The 24,855-nt window shown below is 69.6% G+C and carries 24 protein-coding genes and 2 tRNA genes; 19 read left to right on the top strand and 7 right to left on the bottom strand.

The window, feature by feature from the left end; genetic code table 11:
• Positions 1 to 10: 10 nt before the first annotated feature.
• The 9 genes from gnd to ACZ7HT_RS07970 all read left to right on the top strand — a co-directional run bounded on the left by gnd (position 11) and on the right by ACZ7HT_RS07970 (position 10,339).
• On the top strand, positions 11 to 889 hold the full coding sequence (gene gnd / locus ACZ7HT_RS07930) for a phosphogluconate dehydrogenase (NAD(+)-dependent, decarboxylating) (protein ID WP_471161320.1): 879 nt from the start codon (positions 11 to 13) through the stop codon (positions 887 to 889).
• A 59-nt stretch (positions 890 to 948) separates the two neighbouring features.
• Positions 949 to 2,070, top strand: coding sequence for a DNA replication/repair protein RecF (recF, locus tag ACZ7HT_RS07935; RefSeq protein WP_471161322.1), 1,122 nt, complete (start codon positions 949 to 951; stop codon positions 2,068 to 2,070).
• Positions 2,067 to 2,621 (top strand): DciA family protein, encoded by a 555-nt coding sequence (locus tag ACZ7HT_RS07940; protein ID WP_382656110.1) that lies wholly within the window; start codon positions 2,067 to 2,069, stop codon positions 2,619 to 2,621. Before recF ends, ACZ7HT_RS07940 begins: the two co-directional genes overlap by 4 nt.
• Positions 2,622 to 3,012: 391 nt before the next feature.
• Positions 3,013 to 5,040 carry a DNA topoisomerase (ATP-hydrolyzing) subunit B gene (gyrB, locus tag ACZ7HT_RS07945; RefSeq protein ID WP_471161326.1) on the top strand — a complete coding sequence of 676 codons (2,028 nt, stop codon included), beginning with the start codon at positions 3,013 to 3,015 and terminating at the stop codon, positions 5,038 to 5,040.
• Positions 5,041 to 5,081: 41 nt separating this feature from the next.
• Entirely contained in the window at positions 5,082 to 7,691 is a 2,610-nt protein-coding gene (gene gyrA, locus ACZ7HT_RS07950) for a DNA gyrase subunit A (RefSeq protein ID WP_471161329.1), read from the top strand.
• A 106-nt stretch (positions 7,692 to 7,797) separates the two neighbouring features.
• A complete protein-coding gene (locus tag ACZ7HT_RS07955) occupies positions 7,798 to 8,373 on the top strand; it encodes a DUF3566 domain-containing protein (RefSeq protein WP_471161332.1) in 576 nt (191 codons plus the stop codon).
• Positions 8,374 to 8,474: 101 nt separating this feature from the next.
• A tRNA-Ile gene (locus ACZ7HT_RS07960) sits at positions 8,475 to 8,548 on the top strand.
• Positions 8,549 to 8,707: 159 nt separating this feature from the next.
• Positions 8,708 to 8,842, top strand: a complete 135-nt coding sequence (locus tag ACZ7HT_RS07965; protein WP_003958712.1) for a DLW-39 family protein — start codon at positions 8,708 to 8,710, stop codon at positions 8,840 to 8,842.
• Between the two features lie 138 nt (positions 8,843 to 8,980).
• Complete coding sequence (locus ACZ7HT_RS07970) at positions 8,981 to 10,339, top strand: hypothetical protein (RefSeq protein WP_471161334.1); 1,359 nt, start codon at positions 8,981 to 8,983, stop codon at positions 10,337 to 10,339.
• A gap of 4 nt (positions 10,340 to 10,343) precedes the next feature.
• Here ACZ7HT_RS07970 and ACZ7HT_RS07975 read toward each other — a convergent pair whose 3' ends face one another.
• Both ACZ7HT_RS07975 and ACZ7HT_RS07980 read right to left on the bottom strand, forming a co-directional pair.
• Positions 10,344 to 11,633, bottom strand: coding sequence for a serine/threonine-protein kinase (locus tag ACZ7HT_RS07975; RefSeq protein ID WP_471161337.1), 1,290 nt, complete (start codon positions 11,631 to 11,633; stop codon positions 10,344 to 10,346).
• Positions 11,634 to 11,697: 64 nt separating this feature from the next.
• Positions 11,698 to 12,246, bottom strand: coding sequence for a helix-turn-helix domain-containing protein (locus tag ACZ7HT_RS07980; RefSeq protein WP_471161340.1), 549 nt, complete (start codon positions 12,244 to 12,246; stop codon positions 11,698 to 11,700).
• A gap of 130 nt (positions 12,247 to 12,376) precedes the next feature.
• Here ACZ7HT_RS07980 and ACZ7HT_RS07985 point away from each other — a divergent pair.
• A tRNA-Ala gene (locus ACZ7HT_RS07985) sits at positions 12,377 to 12,449 on the top strand.
• A gap of 276 nt (positions 12,450 to 12,725) precedes the next feature.
• Positions 12,726 to 13,100 (top strand): DUF6344 domain-containing protein, encoded by a 375-nt coding sequence (locus ACZ7HT_RS07990; protein WP_471161343.1) that lies wholly within the window; start codon positions 12,726 to 12,728, stop codon positions 13,098 to 13,100.
• Between the two features lie 254 nt (positions 13,101 to 13,354).
• On the opposite strand, the gene ACZ7HT_RS07995 is transcribed toward ACZ7HT_RS07990, so the two are convergent.
• Positions 13,355 to 14,044, bottom strand: coding sequence for a DUF5324 family protein (locus ACZ7HT_RS07995; RefSeq protein WP_471161345.1), 690 nt, complete (start codon positions 14,042 to 14,044; stop codon positions 13,355 to 13,357).
• Positions 14,045 to 14,218: 174 nt separating this feature from the next.
• On the opposite strand from ACZ7HT_RS07995, the gene ACZ7HT_RS08000 reads away from it, so the two are divergent.
• Positions 14,219 to 14,746: a peptidylprolyl isomerase gene (locus ACZ7HT_RS08000; protein ID WP_471161347.1), complete on the top strand. Its 528-nt coding sequence runs from the start codon at positions 14,219 to 14,221 to the stop codon at positions 14,744 to 14,746.
• A gap of 21 nt (positions 14,747 to 14,767) precedes the next feature.
• Positions 14,768 to 15,631, top strand: a complete 864-nt coding sequence (locus tag ACZ7HT_RS08005; protein ID WP_471161349.1) for a rhomboid family intramembrane serine protease — start codon at positions 14,768 to 14,770, stop codon at positions 15,629 to 15,631.
• 328 nt (positions 15,632 to 15,959) lie between these two features.
• On the opposite strand, the gene crgA is transcribed toward ACZ7HT_RS08005, so the two are convergent.
• A complete protein-coding gene (gene crgA, locus ACZ7HT_RS08010; RefSeq protein ID WP_056565215.1) occupies positions 15,960 to 16,214 on the bottom strand; it encodes a cell division protein CrgA in 255 nt (84 codons plus the stop codon).
• A 140-nt stretch (positions 16,215 to 16,354) separates the two neighbouring features.
• On the opposite strand from crgA, the gene ACZ7HT_RS08015 reads away from it, so the two are divergent.
• The 6 genes from ACZ7HT_RS08015 to ACZ7HT_RS08040 all read left to right on the top strand — a co-directional run bounded on the left by ACZ7HT_RS08015 (position 16,355) and on the right by ACZ7HT_RS08040 (position 20,596).
• Positions 16,355 to 17,122, top strand: a complete 768-nt coding sequence (locus ACZ7HT_RS08015; protein WP_471161352.1) for a DUF881 domain-containing protein — start codon at positions 16,355 to 16,357, stop codon at positions 17,120 to 17,122.
• 15 nt (positions 17,123 to 17,137) lie between these two features.
• Positions 17,138 to 17,809, top strand: a complete 672-nt coding sequence (locus tag ACZ7HT_RS08020) for a class E sortase (protein ID WP_471161354.1) — start codon at positions 17,138 to 17,140, stop codon at positions 17,807 to 17,809.
• 64 nt (positions 17,810 to 17,873) lie between these two features.
• Complete coding sequence (locus ACZ7HT_RS08025; RefSeq protein ID WP_030206689.1) at positions 17,874 to 18,035, top strand: hypothetical protein; 162 nt, start codon at positions 17,874 to 17,876, stop codon at positions 18,033 to 18,035.
• Positions 18,032 to 18,670, top strand: a complete 639-nt coding sequence (locus ACZ7HT_RS08030) for an aminodeoxychorismate/anthranilate synthase component II (protein WP_116160005.1) — start codon at positions 18,032 to 18,034, stop codon at positions 18,668 to 18,670. Before ACZ7HT_RS08025 ends, ACZ7HT_RS08030 begins: the two co-directional genes overlap by 4 nt.
• Positions 18,667 to 19,869 carry a sortase domain-containing protein gene (locus tag ACZ7HT_RS08035; protein ID WP_471161358.1) on the top strand — a complete coding sequence of 401 codons (1,203 nt, stop codon included), beginning with the start codon at positions 18,667 to 18,669 and terminating at the stop codon, positions 19,867 to 19,869. Before ACZ7HT_RS08030 ends, ACZ7HT_RS08035 begins: the two co-directional genes overlap by 4 nt.
• Before the next feature lie 37 nt (positions 19,870 to 19,906).
• Entirely contained in the window at positions 19,907 to 20,596 is a 690-nt protein-coding gene (locus ACZ7HT_RS08040) for a class E sortase (protein ID WP_471161361.1), read from the top strand.
• A gap of 137 nt (positions 20,597 to 20,733) precedes the next feature.
• Here the strand turns inward: ACZ7HT_RS08040 and ACZ7HT_RS08045 are convergent, their stop codons facing one another.
• From ACZ7HT_RS08045 to pknB, 3 genes are all read right to left on the bottom strand, one after another.
• Positions 20,734 to 21,786: a restriction endonuclease gene (locus ACZ7HT_RS08045; RefSeq protein ID WP_471161364.1), complete on the bottom strand. Its 1,053-nt coding sequence runs from the start codon at positions 21,784 to 21,786 to the stop codon at positions 20,734 to 20,736.
• A 367-nt stretch (positions 21,787 to 22,153) separates the two neighbouring features.
• A complete protein-coding gene (locus ACZ7HT_RS08050; RefSeq protein WP_471161366.1) occupies positions 22,154 to 22,543 on the bottom strand; it encodes a hypothetical protein in 390 nt (129 codons plus the stop codon).
• A gap of 272 nt (positions 22,544 to 22,815) precedes the next feature.
• Complete coding sequence (gene pknB, locus ACZ7HT_RS08055; protein ID WP_471161369.1) at positions 22,816 to 24,834, bottom strand: Stk1 family PASTA domain-containing Ser/Thr kinase; 2,019 nt, start codon at positions 24,832 to 24,834, stop codon at positions 22,816 to 22,818.
• Positions 24,835 to 24,855 lie beyond the last annotated feature (21 nt).

The raw sequence follows: 24,855 nt of genomic DNA on the forward strand, positions 1-24,855 counted from the left end.
GGAATCTCTGATGGAGCTCGGTCTCGTCGGTCTCGGCAAGATGGGCGGCAACATGCGCGAGCGCATCCGCCGCGCAGGCCACACCGTCATCGGATACGACCGCAACCCGGACCTCGCCGATGTCCACAGCCTCGAAGAGCTTGTGGGCAAGCTCAAGGGTCCGCGCGTCGTGTGGGTCATGGTTCCGGCCGGTGCCGCGACCCAGTCCACCATCGACGAGCTGGCGCAGCTGCTCTCCCCCGGCGACATCGTCGTGGACGGCGGGAACTCGCGCTGGACGGACGACGAGAAGCACGCCGAGGAGCTCGCCGCCAAGGGCATCGGCTTCGTCGACTGCGGCGTCTCCGGCGGCGTCTGGGGCCTGGAGAACGGCTACGCGCTGATGTACGGCGGCTCCGCCGAGGACGTGGCGAAGGTCCAGCCGATCTTCGACGCCCTCAAGCCCGAGGGCGAGTTCGGCTCGGTCCACGCGGGCAAGGTCGGCGCCGGCCACTTCGCGAAGATGGTCCACAACGGCATCGAGTACGCGATGATGCAGGCCTACGCCGAGGGCTGGGAGCTCCTGGAGAAGGTCGACTCCGTCACCGACGTGCGCGAGGTCTACCGCTCCTGGCAGGAGGGCACGGTCATCCGTTCCTGGCTGCTGGACCTCGCGGTGAACGCGCTGGACGAGGACGAGCACCTGGACCAGCTGCGGGGCTACGCGTCGGACTCCGGCGAGGGCCGGTGGACGGTCGAGGCCGCCATCGACAACGCCGTCCCGCTCCCGGCGATCACCGCTTCGCTGTTCGCGCGGTTCGCCTCCCGTCAGGACGACTCCCCGCAGATGAAGATGATCGCCGCGCTGCGCAACCAGTTCGGCGGCCACGCGGTCGAGACGAAGAAGTAATCCACAGGCTGTGCACCCCGCGGTGCGCAGCCGCCGGGGGAAGAAGGTCGGCGCCCACCATGCACGTCACGCATCTCTCGCTGGCCGACTTCCGCTCCTACGCCCGGGTCGAGGTCCCGCTCGACCCGGGCGTCACCGCTTTCGTGGGAGCGAACGGCCAGGGCAAGACCAATCTGGTCGAGGCCGTCGGCTATCTCGCGACCCTCGGCAGCCACCGCGTCGCCTCCGACGCCCCGCTCGTCCGGATGGGAGCGGAGCGCGCGGTCATCCGCGCCGCCGTCACCCAGGGCGAGCGCTCCCAGCTGATCGAGCTCGAACTCAACCCGGGCCGCGCCAACCGCGCCCGTATCAACAGGTCCTCGCAGGTCAAACCGCGTGACGTGCTCGGAATCGTACGGACCGTGCTGTTCGCCCCCGAGGACCTCGCCCTGATCAAGGGCGACCCCGGCGAACGCCGGCGCTTCCTCGACGAGCTGATCACGGCGCGCACGCCGCGCATGGCGGGCGTGCGCTCCGACTACGAGCGCGTCCTCAAACAGCGCAACACGCTCCTGAAGTCGGCGGCGATGGCCCGGCGGCACGGCGGCCGCGGCATGGACCTCTCCACCCTGGACGTGTGGGACCAGCACCTGGCCAGGGCCGGCGCCGAGCTGCTCGCCCAGCGACTGGACCTCATCCACACCCTTCAGCCGCTCGCCGACAAGGCGTACGAGCAGCTCGCGCCCGGCGGCGGACCGGTCCTCCTGGAGTACCGCCCCTCCGCGCCGGGCTCCGGGCACACCCGCGAGGAGCTGTACGAGCAGCTGCTCGCCGCCCTCGCCGAGGTCCGCAAGCAGGAGATCGAGCGGGGCGTCACGCTCGTCGGACCCCACCGGGACGAGCTGCTCCTCAAGCTCGGCGACCTCCCCGCGAAGGGGTACGCGAGCCACGGCGAGTCCTGGTCGTACGCGCTGGCGCTCCGCCTGGCCTCGTACGACCTGCTGCGGTCCGAGGGCAACGAGCCGGTCCTCGTCCTCGACGACGTCTTCGCCGAACTGGACGCGCGGCGGCGCGAGCGGCTCGCGGAACTGGTGGCCCCGGGCGAGCAGGTGCTCGTCACGGCGGCGGTCGACGACGACGTGCCGGGCGTGCTGGCGGGCACGCGGTACGCGGTGTCCGGCGGGACGGTGGAGCGGGTATGAGCGAGCAGAATTCCCCACAGCCTGTGGACAGGCCGGCGCCGCCCGAGCCGTCGGGCGTGGATCTCGCCCGGGTCGCGCTGCGCGCGGCGAAGGAGCAGGCGAAGGCGCGGGGTGCGGCGGCGGCGCAGAAGAAGCAGGCCCGGCGCGGCGGCGGGCTGCGCTCGGGCGCGCGCGCCGACGGACGCGATCCGATGGCGCTCGGCGCCGCGATCAACCGGTTGATCACCGAGCGGGGCTGGGAGACCCCGGCGGCGGTCGGCGGGGTCATGGGCCGCTGGCCGCAGATCGTCGGCGAGGACCTCGCGAAGCACTGCGTACCGGTGAAGTTCGACGACGAGCCGGATGCGCGGGTGCTGACGGTGCAGTGCGACTCGACCGCGTGGGCGACGCAGCTGCGGCTGTTGGCGCCGAGGCTGGTCGCGCGGCTCAACGAGGACCTGGGGCACGGGACGGTGCGGGTCATCAAGGTGCTCGGGCCGGGGGCGCCTCGGCGGGGGTACGGGCCGCTGCGGGCGCCGGGGTCCGTGGGGCCCGGGGACACCTACGGGTAGTACGGGGTCGCTCCTCGGGGTGCGGGTCCAAGCTGTCGGGCGCCGCGCGGGTGGCGTCGTGCCCACCCTCCCCCAGACTCCGTCCGGGGGGACCCCCACGCCCTGCGGAACGATTGCCCACAACGCGCGGCGGAACCCCTGCCCGCAGCCCGGCGGAGCGGCTGCCCACTGGCCGTCACCGGTCGAAGCGCTAGGTGGCCGTCTACGGCCTCTGGAGCCCCTATCCGGATATGGGGAGTCGTCTCGCTCCCGCTCAGGGCGGCACATGCGCATTCAGGTACCGGCAAACCCCCATGAGTGTCGGCGCTACCGGTAGACTGGGAGACAATCCCGCCACCCTGCGGAACATGTCGAACGACGCAGCCGCTCCCGTATGCCCGGAGAACGGCCTGTGCTGTGCCAGAAAGGGCGCTTCGTGGCCGATTCCGGCAACCCCAACGAGAACAAGCAGTACACCGCCAGCAACATCCAGGTCCTCGAAGGACTGGATGCCGTGCGCAAGCGCCCTGGCATGTACATCGGCTCGACCGGCGAGCGCGGACTGCACCACATGGTGCAGGAGGTCGTCGACAACTCGGTCGACGAAGCCCTGGCCGGCCATGCCGACACCATCGACGTGACGATCCTGCCCGACGGCGGCGTCCGCGTCGTCGACAACGGCCGTGGCATCCCGGTCGGCATCGTGGAGTCCGAGGGCAAGCCGGCCGTCGAGGTCGTGCTGACCGTGCTCCACGCGGGCGGCAAGTTCGGCGGTGGCGGCTACGCCGTCTCCGGCGGTCTGCACGGTGTCGGCGTGTCCGTCGTGAACGCCCTGTCGACCAAGGTCTCCGTCGAGATCTGGACGGACGGCCACCGCTGGACGCAGGACTACAAGATGGGCGCCGCGACGGCCCCGCTCGACCAGCACGAGGCGACGGACCGTACCGGCACATCGGTGACCTTCTGGGCCGACCCGGACATCTTCGAGACCACCGAGTACTCCTTCGAGACGCTCGCGCGCCGCTTCCAGGAGATGGCCTTCCTCAACAAGGGCCTCACCCTGACGCTGACGGACGAGCGCGAGTCGGCGAAGGCCACGGTCGGCGCGGACGACCCCGAGGCGGAGGCCGCCGAGCCCGCCGCGCGCACGGTGAAGTACCACTACGAGGGCGGCATCGTCGACTTCGTGACGTACCTCAACTCGCGCAAGGGCGAGCTGGTGCACCCCACCGTGATCGACCTGGAGGCCGAGGACAAGGAGAAGTCCCTGTCCCTCGAGGTCGCGATGCAGTGGAACAGCGGCTACAGCGAGGGCGTCTACTCCTTCGCCAACATCATCCACACCCACGAGGGCGGCACGCACGAGGAGGGCTTCCGCGCTGCGCTGACCTCGCTGATCAACAAGTACGCGCGCGACAAGAAGCTGCTCCGCGAGAAGGACGACAACCTCACGGGCGACGACATCCGCGAGGGTCTGACGGCGATCATCTCGGTCAAGCTGAGCGAGCCGCAGTTCGAGGGCCAGACCAAGACCAAGCTGGGCAACACGGAGGTCAAGACCTTCGTCCAGAAGGCGGTCTACGAGCACCTCAACGACTGGCTGGACCGCAACCCGGTCGAGGCCGCGGACATCATCCGCAAGTCGATCCAGGCCGCCACCGCGCGCGTGGCCGCGCGCAAGGCGCGTGACCTGACCCGCCGCAAGGGTCTCCTGGAGTCGGCCTCGCTGCCGGGCAAGCTCTCCGACTGCCAGTCGAACGACCCGTCCAAGTGCGAGATCTTCATCGTCGAGGGCGACTCCGCCGGCGGCTCGGCCAAGTCCGGCCGGAACCCGATGTACCAGGCCATCCTGCCGATCCGCGGCAAGATCCTGAACGTCGAGAAGGCCCGGATCGACAAGATCCTGCAGAACACCGAGGTCCAGGCGCTGATCTCCGCCTTCGGCACCGGTGTGCACGAGGACTTCGACATCGAGAAGCTCCGCTATCACAAGATCATCCTGATGGCGGACGCCGACGTCGACGGCCAGCACATCAACACCCTGCTGCTGACCTTCCTCTTCCGCTTCATGCGGCCGCTGGTCGAGGCCGGTCACGTCTACCTCTCCCGCCCGCCGCTCTACAAGATCAAGTGGGGCCGGGACGACTTCGAGTACGCGTACTCGGACCGCGAGCGGGACGCGCTCGTCGAGCTGGGCAAGCAGAACGGCAAGCGGATCAAGGAAGACTCGATCCAGCGCTTCAAGGGTCTCGGCGAGATGAACGCCGAGGAGCTGCGCGTCACCACCATGGACGTCGAGCACCGCGTGCTCGGCCAGGTCACCCTGGACGACGCCGCCCAGGCCGACGACCTGTTCTCGGTGCTCATGGGCGAAGACGTCGAGGCACGGCGCTCGTTCATCCAGCGCAACGCCAAGGACGTTCGCTTCCTCGACATCTGAGTCGGTCTCAGCTGACCGTACGAAAGGACTGACGACCAGCAATGGCCGACGAAAACACTCCTGGTACCACCGAAGAGCAGGAGCCTGTGGTGCGGATCGAGCCCGTCGGGCTCGAGACCGAGATGCAGCGCTCGTACCTCGACTACGCGATGTCCGTCATCGTGTCCCGCGCGCTGCCCGACGTACGGGACGGCCTCAAGCCGGTCCACCGTCGCGTGCTGTACGCGATGTACGACGGCGGCTACCGGCCCGAGAAGGGCTTCTACAAGTGCGCCCGCGTCGTCGGCGACGTCATGGGTACGTACCACCCGCACGGCGACTCCTCGATCTACGACGCGCTCGTCCGCCTCGCCCAGCCCTGGTCGATGCGCATGCCGCTCGTCGACTCCAACGGCAACTTCGGCTCCCCGGGCAACGACCCGGCCGCCGCCATGCGCTACACCGAGTGCAAGATGGCGCCGCTGTCGATGGAGATGCTCCGCGACATCGACGAGGAGACCGTCGACTTCACGGACAACTACGACGGCCGCAACCAGGAGCCGACGGTCCTCCCGGCCCGGTTCCCGAACCTGCTGGTCAACGGCTCCGCCGGCATCGCCGTCGGCATGGCCACCAACATCCCGCCGCACAACCTGCGCGAGGTCGCGGCCGGCGCCCAGTGGGCGCTCGAGCACCCCGAGGCCAGCCACGAGGAGCTCCTCGACGCGCTGATCGAGCGGATCAAGGGCCCCGACTTCCCCACCGGCGCGCTCGTCGTCGGCCGCAAGGGCATCGAGGAGGCGTACCGCACCGGCCGTGGCTCGATCACGATGCGCGCGGTCGTCGAGGTCGAGGAGATCCAGAACCGCCAGTGCCTGGTGGTCACGGAGCTGCCCTACCAGACCAACCCGGACAACCTCGCGCAGAAGATCGCCGACCTGGTCAAGGACGGCAAGATCGGCGGCATCGCCGACGTCCGCGACGAGACCTCGTCCCGCACCGGCCAGCGCCTCGTCATCGTGCTCAAGCGCGACGCCGTCGCCAAGGTCGTCCTGAACAACCTGTACAAGCACACCGACCTGCAGACGAACTTCGGCGCGAACATGCTGGCGCTCGTCGACGGCGTGCCGCGCACCCTCTCGCTCGACGCGTTCATCCGCCACTGGGTGACGCACCAGATCGAGGTCATCGTCCGCCGGACCCGCTTCCGGCTGCGCAAGGCCGAGGAGCGCGCCCACATCCTGCGCGGCCTCCTCAAGGCCCTCGACGCGATCGACGAGGTCATCGCGCTCATCCGCCGCAGCGAGACCGTCGAGGTCGCCCGTACGGGCCTGATGGACCTGCTCACGATCGACGAGATCCAGGCCAACGCGATCCTGGAGATGCAGCTCCGCCGGCTCGCCGCCCTGGAGCGCCAGAAGATCGTCGCCGAGCACGACGAGCTCCAGGCGAAGATCAACGAGTACAACGCGATCCTGGCCTCCCCGGAGCGCCAGCGGGCGATCGTCAGCGAGGAACTGGCCGCGCTCGTCGAGAAGTTCGGCGACGACCGCCGCTCCAAGCTCGTGCCCTTCGACGGTGACATGTCCATCGAGGACCTGATCGCCGAGGAGGACATCGTCGTCACCATCACGCGCGGCGGCTATGTGAAGCGGACGAAGACCGAGGACTACCGCTCGCAGAAGCGCGGCGGCAAGGGCGTGCGCGGCACGAAGCTGAAGCAGGACGACATCGTCGACCACTTCTTCGTGTCCACCACCCACCACTGGCTGCTGTTCTTCACGAACAAGGGCCGGGTCTACCGGGCCAAGGCGTACGAGCTGCCGGACGCCGGCCGGGACGCCCGCGGCCAGCACGTGGCCAACCTGCTGGCCTTCCAGCCGGACGAGCAGATCGCCCAGATCCTGGCGATCCGCGACTACGAGGCAGCGCCGTACCTGGTGCTCGCCACCAAGGCCGGCCTGGTGAAGAAGACCGCGCTGAAGGACTACGACTCGCCGCGTTCGGGCGGTGTCATCGCGATCAACCTCCGGGAGACCGCGGCCGGCGCCGACGACGAGCTGATCGGCGCCGAGCTGGTCTCGGCCGAGGACGATCTGCTCCTGGTCAGCAAGAAGGCGCAGTCGATCCGCTTCACCGCCACGGACGACGCGCTGCGTCCGATGGGACGCGCCACTTCGGGCGTCAAGGGGATGAGTTTCCGCGAAGACGACGAGCTGCTCTCGATGAATGTCGTCCGGCCCGGTACTTTCGTCTTCACCGCGACCGACGGCGGGTACGCGAAGCGCACCCCCGTCGACGAGTACCGCGTCCAGGGCCGTGGCGGCCTCGGCATCAAGGCCGCCAAGATCGTGGAGGACCGCGGCTCGCTCGTGGGCGCGCTGGTGGTCGAGGAGACCGATGAGATCCTCGCCATCACGCTGTCCGGCGGTGTGATTCGTACGCGAGTCAATGAGGTCAGGGAGACCGGCCGTGACACCATGGGCGTCCAGCTGATCAACCTGGGCAAGCGCGATGCCGTCGTCGGCATCGCACGGAACGCCGAGGCGGGCAGCGAGGACGAGGACGTCGATGATGTCGAGGGCGCCGAGGGCGTCGTCGAGTCGGCGGAGTCGATCGAGGCCGAGGCGGCCGAGGGCACGGAGCCCACGGCCGGGGAGCACGAGGAGTAAGAGCGTGAGTGGAGCCACGGGCGCCGGATCGGCGGCTGCCGGAGCTTCTGCCGGTGCTGGAGCGAACGGCGCCCGTGGCCCCGCCACGGACTCCCAGGGGGTTGCGGTGACGGACACTCGGGGGCAGCAGCCCTCGTACGAGACGTACAACGGGCCGCTGCCCGGCGAGCGCCCCCAGGGGCAGCCGGGAGGGCCCTACCACCCGCCGCAGGCGTACGGCACGCCTGCGGGCGGTACGCCCACGGGCGGTACGCAGGGCGGGCAGACCGGCGCCGTGCGCCGGCCGCGCACCGGGGCGCGCACGACGCCCAGGACGCGCAAGGCGCGGCTGCGGGTGGCCAAGGCCGACCCGTGGTCGGTGATGAAGGTGAGCTTCCTGCTCTCCATCGCGCTGGGCGTCTGCACGGTCGTGGCCGCGGCGGTGCTGTGGATGGTCATGGACGCCATGGGCGTCTTCTCGACGGTCGGCGGCACGATCAGCGAGGCCACGGGCTCGAACGAGTCCAACGGCTTCGACCTGCAGTCGTTCCTGTCGCTGCCGCGGGTCCTGCTGTTCACCTCGGTGATCGCCGTGATCGACGTGGTCCTGATGACCGCCCTCGCGACGCTGGGCGCCTTCATCTACAACCTGTCGGCCGGTTTCGTGGGCGGGGTCGAGCTGACGCTGGCCGAGGACGAGTAGTCCGCGTGGGGCCGGCCTTCACTATCGATTTTGGGACTGGCCCCCACGTGCGCTAATGTTCAGGAGTCAGCGCGGCGGGAACAAGAACCGCAGAGCGCGGCGGGGCTATAGCTCAGTTGGTTAGAGCGCATCCCTGATAAGGATGAGGCCACAGGTTCAAATCCTGTTAGCCCCACAGATCAGATCGACCCGGATGGTACTCCATCCGGGTCGATCTTTTTGTGTGAGGTTTGAAGCAGGGGTGCGAAGCCCGCACAGGTCACCGATCGGTATCGGTCGATGTGTAGAGTGGGCGTCAGAAGTCTCCTACGTCAACGAAAGACGAGGTCGCGCGGTGAAGAAGCTTCTCCTGGTCGCACTGGCCGCCATCGGCGGGCTCCTCGTGTACCGCCAGATCCAGGCGGATCGCGCCGAGCAGGATCTGTGGACGGAGGCGACCGACTCCGTGCCCGCAGGTTCCGGTGTCTGAGAGACACACATTCTGTGGGTGAAGCCCCGGCCGCGTGAGCGGACCGGGGCTTTGCCGTACCCGACCCACGTGAGTTCACTGGCGCAAAAGTTTTGGTTGCTCAAGCAAAGTTGTCGTGCGGACGAACGGGAGAGACGCGTGGGCACGCAGGCCGGGAGGCGGACCGGGATCGGCCGGAGGACGGGAGCCCTGATCGCGGCGGCCGCGGCGGTGGGCGCGGTGACGGCCCTGCCCGCCCAGGCCCTGCCCGCCCAGGCCCTGCCCGCCCAGGCCGTGCCCGCCCAGGCCGTGCCCGCCCAGGCCCCGGCGGCCGAGGGGACCTCCGTACCGCCGTACGGCTTCGACGGCTCGGCCCAGCGGATCCAGGGCGCCGCCTCCAGCCTCGACGCCAAGGCCCTGAGGACCGGCCAGACCTACCGGGACACCCTCAAGAAGAACGGCAAGGTCTACTACCGGGTCGACCTCGACACGAAGCGGAACAGCTACGTCTCCGTCGTCGCCGTCCCCAGGCCCGGCGGCAAGGTCGAGTACGGCGACGGCTTCAAGGTCAGCATCCAGGACAACTCCGGAACCGACTGCGGCTCCCAGGACGTCGACTTCGGCTCCGGGCAGTACGCCAGGCCGCTCGCCGCCTACGCCCGCCGGATCGTCGACCCGGACACCTCCAGCTGCCAGAAGCAGGGCGCCTACTACGTCCTCGTCGAGCGGGAGTCGGCGGCGGCCTCCAGCCCGGACGACTGGGAGCTCGAGCTCCGGTACGTGACCGAGCCGCTCCTCAAGCAGGCCGGCCCCACCGCGCTCCCCGAGGCCTGGGCGTCCGCCACGCCCGCGCCGCCGGCCGGAGGCCAGCAGAGGCGGCAGGGCGGCGCCGGGATCCACGAGGCCGTCTCGCTGCGGGAGGGCGAGTGGCGGGCCGACATCCGGCCCGGCCAGACGCTCTTCTACCGGGTGCCCGTGGACTGGGGACAGCAGCTCTTCGCCAGCGCCGAACTCGGCAGCGGCACCGAGGGCGACCTCGTGAGCAACGCGCTCGCCCTCTCGCTCGACAACCCGGCCCTCGGCTTCGTCGACATGAACACGGTCAGCTATGACGGCAAGCCCGCGACGCTGGCGCTCGACCCCCTGCGGCCGGTCGCCCACGAGAACCGCACCTCGTACCAGGAGGCCACCAGCGGCATGCGGTTCGCCGGCTGGTACTACCTGTCGGCGACGCTGAACCCGGAGATGGCCGCCGAGTACGGGGACAAGCCGGTGCCCCTGACGCTCCGGGTGAACGTCGAGGGCACCCCGAAGGAGGCTCCCCGGTACGACGCGGACCCCGGGATCTTCTCGGTGACGGCGGACGACCGGGAGGCCGCGGCGAACGGCGCCACCGGGGCGGACGCCACGCGGGACGGCACCATGCAGGTCGTCGCGGCGGCCGGGATCGGCACCGGGGCCGTGCTGCTCCTCGGGCTCGGGGCCTGGACCCTGCTGGCCCGGCGGCGGGCGGCCTGAGCCCTCAGATCTGCGTGAGGGCCCAGAAACCGACCGCGAACGACACCAGCGCGAGCAGCAGCACCGGGACCGCCACCTTCGGGGGCGGTCCCGGCCGGCGTACGGGGGCCGGCGGCACGGGGGCGGTCTGCGTGACCGGGGGAGGCAGGTGGAAGCTGCCCGTCGCGGAGGGCCCGGCCAGCGGCGGGGCCGGGGGGACCTGGGCGGTGGGCTGGTAGGGCTGATACGGCTGATGCGTCGGCTGTGGGGGCTGCTGGTACGGCTGCTGTGGCTGCTGTACGACCGGCTGGGCGGGCTGTACGGGCTGCGCGACCGGATGTACGGGTGGTGCCGGCTGTACGGGCCTCTCCTGGGCCGGTACGGGCGCGGGCGCGGCCGTCGCGGGTGCCGTGGGTGCCGTGGGCGCCGCGGGTGCCGTGGGGCCTTCCGGGCCGAAGCCTGCCGGGAGCGGGCCGAGTTGGTCGGCGATCTCGACCGGCACCTCGCCGGGGCCCGGCTCGGGCAGCAGCTCGACGGCGGCGCTCAGCGCCTTCCGTACCCCCGTGGCCGTCCGGAACCGCGCCTGCGGATCGGGCTGGAGCAGACCCGCGAGCACCTGCCACAAAGGCTCAGGAATGCCCTCAGGGGCGCCCGGAGTGCCGTACGCGCGGAAATGCTCGACCAGGGCCTGGGAGTCCGGCCTGCTGCCCTTGAGCAGATAGAGGGCGACCAGGCCCACGGCGAAGAGGTCGGCGGTGAAGTCCGGCTCGGCGCCGAGGAGCTGCTCGGGCGCGAAGTAACCGGGTGTCCCCACCACGTAGTTGGTCTCCGTGAGGCGCGGTTCGCCCTTGCGCATGGAGATGCCGAAGTCGGAGAGCCGCAGATGCGGCCGCCCGCCGCCGGTGACCTCCATCAGGATGTTCGCGGGCTTGATGTCCCGGTGCACGACCCCCTCGGCGTGCACCGTGGCCAGGCCCGAGAGCAGCTGGTCGAGCAGGGTGCAGACGAAGCGGGGCGGCAGCGGGCCGTGGTTCCCGATGACATGGGCCAGCGAGCCGCCGGCCACCAGGTCCATCGTGAAGAGGACCTTGTCGTCGTCGGCGGCCCAGCTGGCCGGGGCGAGGACGTGCGGATGCTCGATCCGCAGCGCCTGCTCGCGGACGAAGCGGAGCAGCGTGTGCGCGTCGCTCTGCAGGAGCACCTTGGCCGCCACATAGCGGCGGCGCCGGTGGTCCCAGGCGCGCCACACGGCGCCCGCCCCGCCGCGCCCGATCGGGTCGACCAGCTCGTACCGACCAGCGAAGACCTCACCCATCGTGCTGCGCCCGCTCCCCGTCCGCGTCGTCTCGGCACGGTGCCGGCCGTCTGCCGGCCCCGCGTCAGTTCTGGTGCGACTCGTAGTGGGCGACCGCGTCGGCGGTGCGCCCGGCGCCGTACACCCGGAGGAACTCTGCCAGTTCCGGGTGGGCGGGGGCGAGCGAGTCGGCGGCGTCGATGATGTCGCCGGCGGCCGCCACGGAGCGCAGCAGCGACTGGATCTCGCGGACCACGCGGCGCACGGTCGGCGCGCCGGAACCGGTGCTGGTCGGGCTCGTGCCGGTGAGGACGGAGCCGCCCTGCGACTTCTTGATCTCGTCCATGCGGTCGGTGGCCTCGGCGGCGCTGACGCTGCCGTCGGCGACCTGTCCCGCGAGCTCCTGGAGGGCCTGGACGCGCTGGACGACGGCCGGGTTGCCGATCTTGGCCCGCTGGCCGCTCATCAGCTGGGACAGCATGGGCGCGGAGAGCCCGAGCACGGCCGCGAGCCTGGCCTGATTGAGCCCGAGATCGTCGATCAGGCGACGGAAGAGCGCCCCCAGCGGCTCTCCGTACCAACTGCGCTGAAGCTCTCTGGCTCTTGCCGTGGCTTCCTGCTGCGCTGCGTCCATTACTTACTCCCCATCCCTTAGGTTCGCCACTGCGAACCTCGATCAGCATCTTACGGAGAGTGGTCGCTGACCGGGAGTCCCAATCCTTTTGCCGGACATGGGGGGTGACCCGGTACGCTGTCCTCGTTCCGGGGCCTTAGCTCAGTTGGTAGAGCGCTGTCTTTGCATGGCAGATGTCAGGGGTTCGACTCCCCTAGGCTCCACTCGGACAGACCCCCCTGACCTGCGGCAGCGCAGGACAGGGGGGTCTTTCGCGTTCCGTGCGGGGTACGGGGGAGGGCGTACGGGGCCGGGCCGGGGCGCCGTGGCGCTGGGTGACCGGGGGCGGCGGTGGTCCGTCCGGGTGGTGTTCATCGGAAGAACTGCGCGGCGGCGGCGCTGCTCCGTGGAAATCGGGCGCGCATCCACATCATGAGGAAAGTACGTAAAGCGCGCAAACCGAAATGAACCATCCGGGAACGTCACGAAAGTGAGGGGCCATGGCCACCGCCAAGGTCAAGCAGTTCTGGACCGCCTGCATCTCCGTCCTCTTCGCCCTCCTCGCCTCCGTCGGCCTGGCGAACACCGCCGCCGCGGCCGGGCAGCCCGCCGTCACGCAGCCCGAGGAGCCGGCCGCCCCCGCCGCCGTCCCCGCCGCGCCTGCCGTGGAGCGCGGCCTGGCCGCCGTACCGGCACAGCGGGCGCACCGGTGGCCGCTCGCCGGGGACCGCTCCCTGCCGCCCACCATCAAGCAGCGCATCGGCGCCGAGGCCCACGGTTCCTCGCCCTCCGCGCGGCAGCGGTCCTCGTCGACCGCCGCCGTCGAGACCGACGCGGCCGCGCTGGCCGAGCCGGCGCTCGCCGCGGCGGCGTAGGGCGCGGGGAGATCCCCTCCCCACGCCCTCACACGCAGGACCTGGCAGAACCCAGCAGGACCCAGCGGAACCCGCAGCAGGACCGGCGGAACCCGCGACAGGACCAGCGGAACCGCAGCAGGACCGGCGGAACCCGCGACAGGACCAGCGGAACCGCAGCAGGACCAGCGGAACCCGCAGCAGGAACCAGCAGGACCGCAGCGGAACCCCAGCAGGACCCAGCAGGACCCCGGCAGGGGCCCCGTGGGGCTCGGTCAGCGGCGTTCGTCGCGTTCGGCGGCCGTGGCATCCGAATCGGTGTCCGCCTCCGTGTCGAGGGAGGCCCCACTGCCGTCCACGGACGACAGCGAGGAGTCCTCGTCCCCCATCTCGGTGGGCGCGGGAGGTTCGACCAGCCAGTCGGGATTGGCCTGCCTGTCCCACCACTTCCAGGCGGCGAAGGCGCCGCCGGCCAGAAGGCCGAGGACGACCAGTGCCTTGGCCAGGCGTCCGGCCCTGGCCCGACGCTCGTGCTTCTTCATGATCTTCTTGATGTCCTTCGGTGTCACCTGACCGCGCAGCGCGGCCCAGGCGGCAGTGGAACGCGACCCGGCCTCGTCGAGGACCGGACCGGTCGCGGCGACCGCGCTCTCGACGCGCGGGACGGTGTAGTCGGCCGCCTGACGGGCGGCCTGGCGGGTCTTGACCGCCGCACGCTGTGCGGCCGCGTCGACCCGCGGCGGTACATGCGGTGCGACATACGAGTCGTACTGCGCGCGAGCCTGCGTACGGGCCGCGGACGCGGCCTTCGAGACCTTCGGCGCGAGCACCACGCGCGCTTCGTGTGCGTAGTGCGCGGCCTGGTCCTTGGCCGTGCCGGCGTACGGCGCCACCACTTCCGCGGCGTGCAGGACGCTCTCCTTCGCCGAACCTGTCGCGGCGCGCACGCTCTCCATGCGGGTCACGGGAATCCTCCTCCTCGCGGTGGCGATGTCGGTTTTTCACCTTTCCATCCTTTTCGGCATCATGCCCGCCGGAGCGGCCTCCGGCATGCGGGGCTGGCATCCGGGGCATGCGAGGATCGGACACGCCAGAGACAGACGTGACATGACGCGACACGACGTGGACGGAAGGCGACCGTGGCCGAGCAGCTGTACGCGACCCTCAAGACGAGCCTGGGCGACATCGAGGTGCGGCTGATGCCGTTCCACGCCCCGAAGACGGTCCGGAACTTCGTCGAACTCGCCTCCGGCGAGCGCGAGTGGACGCACCCCGCCACCGGCACGGTCTCCTCGGACCCGCTCTACGACGGAACGTCCTTCCACCGGGTCATCAAGGGCTTCATGATCCAGGGTGGCGACCCGCTGGGGAACGGCACGGGCGGACCGGGCTACGAGTTCGCCGACGAGTTCCACCCGGAGCTCTTCTTCGACCGTCCCTACCTGCTGGCCATGGCCAACGCGGGACCGGGCACCAACGGCTCGCAGTTCTTCGTCACCGTCGGCGCCGCGACCTGGCTGAACCGCAAGCACACCATCTTCGGCGAGGTCGTGGACATGGAGAGCCGGAAGGTCGTGGACGCGATCGCGGCCACCCCGACCGACCCGCACACCGAGCGTCCGCTCCAGGACGTGATCGTCGAGTCCGTGGTGATCGAGAAGCGCTGAGGCGGAAGGGACGGGACTCCCATGGACACGCAGCCCGGTCTGCTGCGCTGCTACCGCCACCCGGAGGCCGAGACCGGCATCCGCTGCGTCCGCTGCGAGCGGCCCATCTGCACGCAGTGCATGATCTCCGCCTCCGTCGGCTTCCAGTGCCCCGAGTGCGTGCGGGGCGGCTCCGGGACGGGTCACGCCGCCGACGCCAACCGGCCCCGGACGCTCGCCGGCGGCCGGGTGGCGGCGGACGGGCGCCTGGTCACCAAGATCTTCATGGCGATCAACCTGGCGCTGTTCATCGCCGTCCAGGTGGCGGGCGACCGGCTCATCGACGACCTGGCGCTGATCGGCGGCGCGTACCTCCCCAGCGGTGAGCTGGTCGGGGTCGCGGACGGCGAGTGGTACCGCCTGCTGACCTCCGCCTTCCTCCACCAGGAGATCCCGCACTTCCTCTTCAACATGCTGGGCCTGTGGATGATCGGCGGGATCGTCGAGCCCGAGCTGGGGCGGATCCGGTACACGGCCCTCTGCCTGCTCTCGGGGCTCTCCGGCTCCGCGCTCGCCTATCTGCTCTCCCCGCAGAACCAGTTCTCGCTCGGCGCCTCCGGCATCGTCTACGGCCTGCTCGGCGCCTGGATCGTGCTGGCCCGGCGCAGGCGGCAGGACATGCGGCCGGCGCTGCTGTTCGTGGCGCTGAACCTGCTCATCACGTTCACCCGTCCGGGGATCTCCTGGCAGGCGCACGTGGGTGGTCTGGTGACCGGCGTCCTGCTGACGTACGCGATGGTGCACGCGCCCCGCGCCCGGCGGGACCTCGTGCAGTACGGGGCCTGCGCGGTGGTCCTGCTGATCGACCTGGGGATCGTGCTCGCCCGTTCGGCCGCGCTCACCTGAGCACAGGGGCCTGTGGAAGAGCTCCTCTGTGAGCTTTCCCCAGAGTTATCCACAGTGCGTGGCGGATCCTCCCCGCTCTCTGGGGAAAGACGACGCCCCTCGCCTCTGACCTGGAGTTTCTCCAGGGGAGGCGAGGGGCGTCGTGTGTTCCGCCGAAGGTGATTCCGGTCATACCGGCGTCAACCTCGCGCCGAGTTATCCACAGATCTTCGTAAGTTATCCAGTGCTGTGCACAACGCTGTGGATAAGCTCGGGGGAGAACTTGACGAGCGGCCGTCGCGACCGCTACATCACCCGCGCTCCGGCTGCTTCCGCCGCTACTGCGCCGCTACTTCCACTGCGTGGAGACGCCGAAGCCGGCCGCGATGAAGCCGAAGCCCACCACGATGTTCCAGTTCCGGATCGACTCGACCGGCATGGAGCCGTCCGTGACGTAGAAGACCACGATCCACACCAGACCGATGGCGAACAGCGCCAGCATCACGGGCGCCACCCAGCTGCGGTTGGTCAGCTTGATATTGGTGGCCTGCTTGGCGGGCGGAGGCGTGAAGTCGGCCTTCTTGCGGATCCGTGACTTCGGCACGAGGGACTCTCCTGTCGATGCGCTGCGTGACCGCGCAGGGAACTGTGGCTGGCGCCGGGATGTGACGAAGGAGGACGACTGCGTCCCCCAGGCGTCCGTTAGCGTAGTGGTTCCGCGGCACCGAAGGGGATCAGGGTACGTTGAGCAATTCCGCCGACACTCCCGAAGGGCCGGGCCGCACCACGAGGTGGCGCCCCGTCCGAGTGCTCACCCTTGCCGTTTTCGCCCTCGCCGGACTGATCTTCGTCACGAGCTTCAACACCGCCAAGGGCACCAATCTCCGGACGGACGCCTCGCTCCTGCGGCTCTCCGACCTCATCGAGGAACGCAGCCACAAGAACGCCGGCCTCGACGAGACCACCGCCGCCCTCCGCACCCGCGTCGACTCCCTCGCCGCCCGCGACGACGGCTCCACGCGCGCGCAGGACGAGAAACTCGACGCCCTCGAAGCCAAGGCCGGCACCACCGAGGTCTCGGGATCCGGCCTCACCGTCACCCTCGACGACGCCCCGCCGAACGCCCAGGCCGCCCCCGGCTACCCCGAACCGCAGGCCAACGACCTGGTCATCCACCAGCAGGACCTCCAGGCCGTCGTCAACGCCCTGTGGAACGGCGGCGCCGAAGGCATCCGCGTCATGGACCAGCGGCTCATCTCCACCAGCGCCGTCCGCTGCGTCGGCAACACCCTGATCCTCCAGGGCCGCGTCTACTCGCCGCCCTACAAGATCACCGCCGTCGGTGACCGCGGAAAGCTGAACAAGGCGCTCGCCGACTCCCCCGCGCTCCAGAACTACCAGCTGTACGTCAAGGCGTACGGACTCGGCTGGAAAGTCGACGAGCACAAGGCGATGACTCTTCCCGGGTACTCGGGCACAGTGGACCTCCACTACGCGAAGCCGGTGAGCTGACGGCGGGAGGGCCGCTTGCGTCTCGTCGTCAGGACCCTCAGCGAAGTCTGCATCACCGCCGGCGCCCTCGTCGTCCTCTTCGTCGCGTACCTCCTCTACTGGACCGGCGTCCAGGCCGACAGCGCGAGCGCCGCCCAGATCGACACCCTCCAGCGCGAGTGGGCCGACACGCCCGTCGCCGCCGCACCGGCACCCGCGCGCGTACCGGCGCCGTACGCCACCGGCAAGGGCATCGCCGTCATGTACGTCCCCCGGCTCGGCCGCGACTGGAAATGGCCCGTCCTCGAAGGCACCGGACCCGACATCCTGAGACAGGGCCTCGGGCACTACGCCCGCACCGCCCCGCTCGGCGGCACCGGGAACTTCGCCGTCGCCGGCCACCGCAGGACCCACGGCGACCCCTTCAAGGACTTCCCGCGGCTGCGCCCCGGCGACGCGGTCGTCCTCACCGACGGGACGACCTGGTTCACCTACCGGATCGACCGGGGCCCGTACCGGACCGTCCCTGCCGACACCGCCGTCGTCGACCCCGTCCCCAGGAAGTCCGGCTTCGAGGGGCCCGGCCGCTACCTCACCCTCACCACCTGCGACCCCGAGTGGGGCAGCAGCCACCGGCTGATCGTCTGGGCGCACCTCGACGCCACCCGCCCGGTGACCGACGGCCGTCCACAGGCTTTGGACAGCTGACCCCCCACGGCCCCCTCGCCCCGTACTCTGGTCCCCGTAACGAACGGAAGGGGCGGTCGACGTCATGTACGGCTGGATCTGGCGGCATCTGCCGGGCAACGCGTGGGTACGGGCGCTGATCTCGATCGTGCTGGTCCTCGCGATCGTCTACGTCCTCTTCCAGTACGTGTTCCCCTGGGCGGAGCCGCTGCTTCCGTTCAACGATGTGACGGTGGACGGCCAGTGAGCGCGCGAATTCTCGTCGTCGACAACTACGACAGCTTCGTCTTCAACCTCGTTCAGTACCTCTACCAGCTCGGCGCCGAGTGCGAAGTCCTCCGCAACGACGAGGTGGAGCTCTCGCACGCGCAGGACGGCTTCGACGGCGTGCTCCTGTCGCCCGGGCCCGGCGCGCCCGAGCAGGCCGGAGTCTGCATCGACATGGTGCGCCACTGCGCCGACACCGGCGTGCCCGTTTTCGGCGTCTGCCTCGGCATGCAGTCGATGGCCGTCGCGTACGGCGGCGTCGTCGACCGCGCGCCCGAGCTGCTGCACGGCAAGACCTCCCTCGTCACGCACGGGGGCCAGGGCGTCTTCGCCGGACTGCCCTCGCCGTTCACCGCGACCCGCTACCACTCGCTGGCCGCCGAGCCCGCCGCCCTGCCGGCCGAGCTCGAGGTCACCGCGCGGACCGAGGACGGCATCATCATGGGGCTGCGCCACCGTGAACTCCCCGTCGAGGGCGTGCAGTTCCACCCCGAGTCGGTCCTCACCGAGCACGGGCACCTGATGCTGGCCAACTGGCTGGAGCAGTGCGGCGACAAGGGGGCGGTCGGCCGGTCGGCGGGGCTCGCTCCGGTGGTGGGCAAGGCCGTCGCGTGACGGCGGGCTCGCCGTGGTTCCGCCCGGCGAACGGACCGGAGCCGGAGCCGGAGCCGATACCCGGGGACGCGTACGAGCCTTACGCAGCGGCCGAGCAGTACGTCCCCGCTGAGCAGTACGTCCCTGCCGACTCCTACGTGCCCGCCGAGCCGTACGCGTACGAGAAGCCGGCGGCCCACGGGGACGTGGCCCAGGACAGCCCCTACGAGCCCCTGTACGGGCCTACGGGGCCGGAGGAGCCCCGGCCTGCCCCGCCGGACGAGACGATGCCCCTGCGGGCCGTGGAGGACCCCTCCGAGCCGCCGTCCCCAGGACCGGGGCGGGCCGAGCGCCGGCGCGCCGCCAAGGGCGGTCGCGGCAGGAACCGGGGCGCGGCCCCCGCGGCTCCCGCTCCCGCTTCCGACGGGCGTCCCCTCTCCCGCGTCGAGGCCCGCCGGGCCGCCCGCGCCGCCAAGGAGAGCGTCGGCGTCGTCGCCAGCCGGGTCGTCGGAGAACTCTTCATCACCTTCGGCGTCGTCATGCTCCTCTTCGTCACCTACCAGCTGTGGTGGACGAACGTCCGCGCCGGCCAGGAGACCGACAAGGCCAAGGCGCAGATCGAGGACACCTGGGCCAGGGGCGGCGACGACAAGAACGAGCCCGGCGCCTTCGAGCCCGGCAAGGGCTTCGCCATCATGTACATCCCCAAGCTGGACGTCGTCGTCCCCATCGCCGAGGGCACCAGCAAGACCGACGTCCTCGACAAGGGCATGGTCGGCCACTACGGCGAGGGCAAGCTCAAGACGGCCATGCCGGCCGACAAGCAGGGCAACTTCGCGGGGGGGGGGGGGGGGGGAGCCCCCCCCCCCCCCCCCCCCCCCCCCCCCCCCCCCCCCCCCCCCCCCCCCCCCCCCCCCAACACCCACGGCGAACCGTTCCGGTACATCAACCAGCTGAAGCCCGGCGACCCGATCGTCGTCGAGACGCAGAGCGCGTACTACACGTACACGATGAGCAGCATCCTGCCGCAGACATCTCCCTCCAACGTCTCGGTGATCGAACCCGTACCGAAGCAGTCCGGCTTCAAGGGCCCCGGCCGGTACATCACCCTGACCACCTGCACGCCGGAGTTCACCAGCACGTACCGCATGATCGTGTGGGGCAAGCTGGTCGACGAACGCCCGCGCAGCAAGGGAAAGCCGGAAGCGCTCGTAGGCTGAGACCCCACACCTCCGGACGGGACGACGGGACGACCTAGTGGCACGCGCGCGCAACCGGATCGCCGGGATCATCAGCCTCTTCGGCGAACTCCTCATCACGGCGGGCGTGGTGCTCGGCCTCTTCGTCGTCTACTCCCTGTGGTGGACGAACGTCCTCGCCGACCGCGCCGCCGACAAGGACGGCGCCCAGGTTCGCGACCACTGGGCGGCCGACGGGGCCGCCGGCGCCCCCGGCGCGCTGGACACCAAGGACGGCATCGGCTTCCTCCACGTACCCGCCATGGACAACGGCGAGGTCCTGGTGAAGCGGGGCACCGGCACCGACGTCCTCAACCACGGCGTCGCCGGCTACTACACCGACCCGGTCAAGTCCGCGCTGCCGCAGGACAAGCAGGGCAACTTCACGCTCGCCGCGCACCGGGACGGGCACGGCGCCAAGTTCCACAACATCCACAAGTTGAAGACCGGGGACGCGATCGTCTTCGAGACCAAGGACACCTGGTACGTCTACAAGGTCTACAAGACCCTGCCCGAGACGACGAAGTACAACGTGGACGTCCTCCAGCCCGTCCCGAAGGAATCCGGCAAGACCAAGCCCGGCCGCTACATCACGCTGACCACCTGCACCCCCATGTACACCTCGGACTACCGCTACATCGTCTGGGGCGAGCTGACGCGCACGGAGAAGGTCGACCGCGACCGGACCCCTCCGGCGGAGCTGCGGTGAACACTGACTCGCCGGGAGCGAGTCAGTCAGCGAGAGAGCTCTCTTAAGGAGCTCTGTCGTCGTAACATGGCCGGGGCCCGAAGCCGCAACTTCGTCTTGCGACTTCGGGCCTTCTCGCTGCCTGTGGACAACTCTCCTTACCGGAGGACCGCCAGGGGTACTCCCGCACTCCACTTCTCCAGAGCGGCGCGGTCCACGACGGTCACGCCGTACTCGTCGGCGATGGCACGGGCGTCGGGCGTGAAGGCGGTGGTAGCGACGAAGAGCGCCACGTCCGCTTGGTGCTGGACGAAGGACGCTCCGAGGAACTTCTGCAGCTCACCGCTCCACACGGGCCGGTAGGGGGCGAAGCTCTTGCACTGCACGACGACGCTGCGGCCGTCGGCGGCCAGCGCGGTGACGTCCACCCCTCGATCTCCCCGCCCGCTGTGGACGACGGCGTCGGTGCACCCGTCGCGGCGGAGCAGGGCGGCGACGTGGTGCTCGAACGCGCGCCAGTCCATGCCGTCGATGGACGCCATGATTCCGGTGTAGGGGCGGGGGCCCTGCACGCGTTCGAGGTGCCGGAGTCGGAACTCGTGGTCGCTGAGCCGCTGCCCGATCCTTTGGACGTCTTCCCTGAGCGTGATCAGCTCCCGGCGGTGCTCGCCCGACGCCTCGATGAGGGCGTTGAACATGGGGACGACGGTCTGGCCGAGGATGTGAGTGATGCGCTGGTCGATCTGCTCATAGGGGGACAGGGTGCCCTCCTCGGCAGGGATGTTTGCCACAGGCTGGGGTCGGGCTGTGTACTCCGCGTCCAGGAGGTACGTACGCACCTGACGTGCGACGTCGCTGTCGCGCAGCAGCATCGCGACGTTGAGCACCGCGCGGCGGGGGTAGATGGTGAGGCTCCTGCGGGCCTGTGGATGACTTCCGAGCGAGAGTGACATGTTGTCACTCTCGAATCGCCGCAGGTCCGCGCCACGAAGGACAGCCAAGCCGTTGCTCTCCAGCTCCTGCTTGTGTCGCTTGACCAGCTGCCGGATGACCTCCGCGGTGACGCTGAAGTACGTCGCCACCATCGCCGTCGTCACATGCATGCCGTCAGGCAGCAGCGACAGCGACTTCACCTTGTCGAGTACCTCGGTCCGTGCGCCGACGCCCTCGCGCATGGCCCTCGACTCCAGCAGTACTAGTTCGTTGATCACGCTTCTGCCCCTTCCTCGGGAACGTCAGGGCAGGCATGGTCCCCACCCCATCTCTCCAACGAGTAAGGACATATGAAGACACGACCGGATTTCGGCAGCTTGTACCAGCGGCGTCGCCGGCTGCTACACCGACCCACGCACGCAGAAGGTCGACCGCGACCGGACCCCTCCGGCGGAACTGAGGCAGGGGTGCCTGGGTTCTGTGGCTTCCTGGATGAGATGGACCGCCAGACCAGTCCAGGCCTGGCGGTCTACGTGATCTACGAAGGCCTCTCCGCCCACAAGATGCCCCTGGTGCACAAAAGCTGCTTGCGCACCCTGCACTGACCTCGGTAGGTCGGTGATTGTGGAGTGCTTTAGCTTCCAGTCAGCAGTGTGTAGCCGCGGGGCTTATGCCGCCGGCCGTTACTCCGTTGTAAGTAATGTGCCCCGACACGCTTATGCAGTTATTGGGGGCGTAAACGCTGACAGGGCCAGCGTACTGCGAGAAGAAGCCGATATCGGTATCTGAGTCGAGGATATCGCACCGGCTGGCAGGTGAAGTCTGAGCGCACTTCTCGATGAGCACGCCCATGTCCTTACTGACGCCGTACCCGCCAGCTGCCGTAGCCACCAGTGAGGCGCAGTTCGTTCCGTTGGAGTAGTAGAGGTAGATGTTGCCGTAAAGAGTTCCGCCGGTGGTTTTCACGGGGTAGGTATCGATCAGTGAACCGGAACAGCCATATCCAGCGGCGCTGGCTGATGGTGCGATCGCCAAGGACCCCCCTAGGATCGCTGAAACCGCTGCGAAAACAGTGAACAATCGCTTTATCTTGTCAAGCTTCTTGATTGCGAGAGTAGATATGGCTCGATGATCATAGGGGGTTGTTCCCCGAGGAGCAATGAGAGGAGGTTCGCTATCCCGTCTCCGCTCTATCTGTAACTCTACTTCTGGCCTAATAAGTCAATAATTTTCTCTTTTTGGAGGGCTTGCGAAGAGGCCCCGGCATCCTCCTGGATGCCGGGGCCTCTTCGCGGTGTGGGCGGGCGTCAGCCGAAGAAGCCGCCGCCGGGGTTGCCGTTGTTGTTGTCCCCGCCGCCTCCGCCACCCAGGGTGGTGACGGTGATGGGCTGGTTCGTGGGGACCTGCGAACCCTCCGGCGGGTTCGTGCCGAGGACCATGGCGTCCTCCTTGTCGGAGCCCTGCTGGACGACCGTCAGACCCATGCCCTGGAGCAGGTCCCGGACCTCCTTGAACTTCTTGCCGGTGAGGCCCGTGGGGATCGTGACCATCTGCTGCTGCGGGCCCTTGGAGACCTTCAGCGTGATCTGGACGTCCTTCGGCTGGTTCGACGGGCCCTGGGGGGTCTGGTCGACGACCGTGCCCGCGGGCTGGTCCGAGTCGACGTCCTCCTTGGACACGTTCGTGAAGCCGATCTGGTTGAGCTGCTGGAGGGCCTGCTCGTAGGTGCGGGTCTTGACGTTGGGAAGCTCCGACAGCTCCTTCTTCGCGACCGTGATCGTGATCTCGGAGTTCTTCTCCGCCTTGGTGCCGCCGTCCGGGTTCTGCTTCAGAACCGTGCCGGGGTCCTCCGCGGACTCCTCCTCCTCGACCTTGACCTTGAAGCCGCTGTCCTTGAGGCGCTGCTCGGCCCGGTCCTGGGACTGCTCGACGACGTCCGGGACCTCGACGAGCGGGGCGCCCTCGGAGACGTACACCTGGATCGTGCCGTCGACGTCCATCTTCGCGGTCTCGGACGCGGCCGGATCCTGGCGGCAGATGGTGTCCTTGGGCTGGTCGCAGCGCTCGGTGCCGGCCTGCTGGACCTTCACCTGGACGTTGCGCGCGCGGTCCTGTGCGTCCTGCATCGTCTTGCCGACCAGCTGCGGGACCGTGACCTTCTGCGGGCCATCCTTCTTGTCCATGATCGCGACGCCGATGAAGATCGCGCCGATGAGCACCAGGACGCCCGCGAGCGCCAGCAGGATCGTCGAGGTGTTTGACTTCTTCTGGCCACCGCCGCGACGGCGGTCCGGGCGGTCGTCATAGCCGTAGCCGCCGTCGTCCGGGTTCACCGGCGGCAGCATCGACGTCTGGCCGGCCGGGTCGGCCTGGCGCAGCGCGGTGGTCGGCTGGTCCTCCGGCGGATAGCCGCCGTAGCCCCCGCCGTACGCGGGCGCGCCCGCCATGCCCATCCCCATGCCCATCGCGGCGGCGGCCGCGACCGGCTGACCGTCGAGGCAGGCCTCGATGTCCGCGCGCATCTCGTCGGCGGACTGGTAGCGGTAGTCGGGGTCCTTGACCAGCGCCTTCAGGACGATGGCGTCCATCTCGGGCGTGATCTCGGGGTCGAAGTTGCTCGGCGGCTGCGGCTCCTCGCGGACGTGCTGGTACGCGACCGCGACCGGGGAGTCGCCGATGAACGGGGGACGGACGGTGAGCAGCTCGTAGAGCAGGCAGCCCGTGGAGTACAGGTCGGAGCGGGCGTCGACCTGCTCGCCCTTGGCCTGCTCGGGGGAGAGGTACTGGGCCGTGCCGATCACCGCGGCGGTCTGCGTCATGGTCATGCCCGCGTCGCCCATGGCGCGCGCGATGCCGAAGTCCATGACCTTGACCTGGCCGGTGCGCGTCAGCATGACGTTCGCCGGCTTGATGTCACGGTGCACGATGCCGGCGCGGTGCGAGTACTCCAGCGCCTGGAGGATGCCGACCGTCATCTCGAGGGTGCGCTCGGGCAGCAGCTTGCGCCCGGAGTGCAGCAGCTCACGCAGGGTCGACCCGTCGACGTACTCCATCACGATGTACGGGATGGAGACCTGGTCGACGTAGTCCTCGCCGGTGTCGTACACCGCGACGATCGCCGGGTGGTTCAGCGAGGCGGCGGACTGTGCCTCACGGCGGAACCGGGCCTGGAAGGACGGATCGCGGGCGAGGTCGGCCCGCAGCGTCTTCACGGCGACGGTGCGGCCGAGCCGGGTGTCCTGGGCGAGGTACACCTCGGCCATGCCACCACGGCCGAGCACCGGGCCCAGCTCGTACCGGCCGCCGAGGCGACGCGGCTCTTCCATAGCTAATCCAGCCCTCTCCGT

Source organism: Streptomyces sp. NPDC037410, from assembly GCF_055602235.1.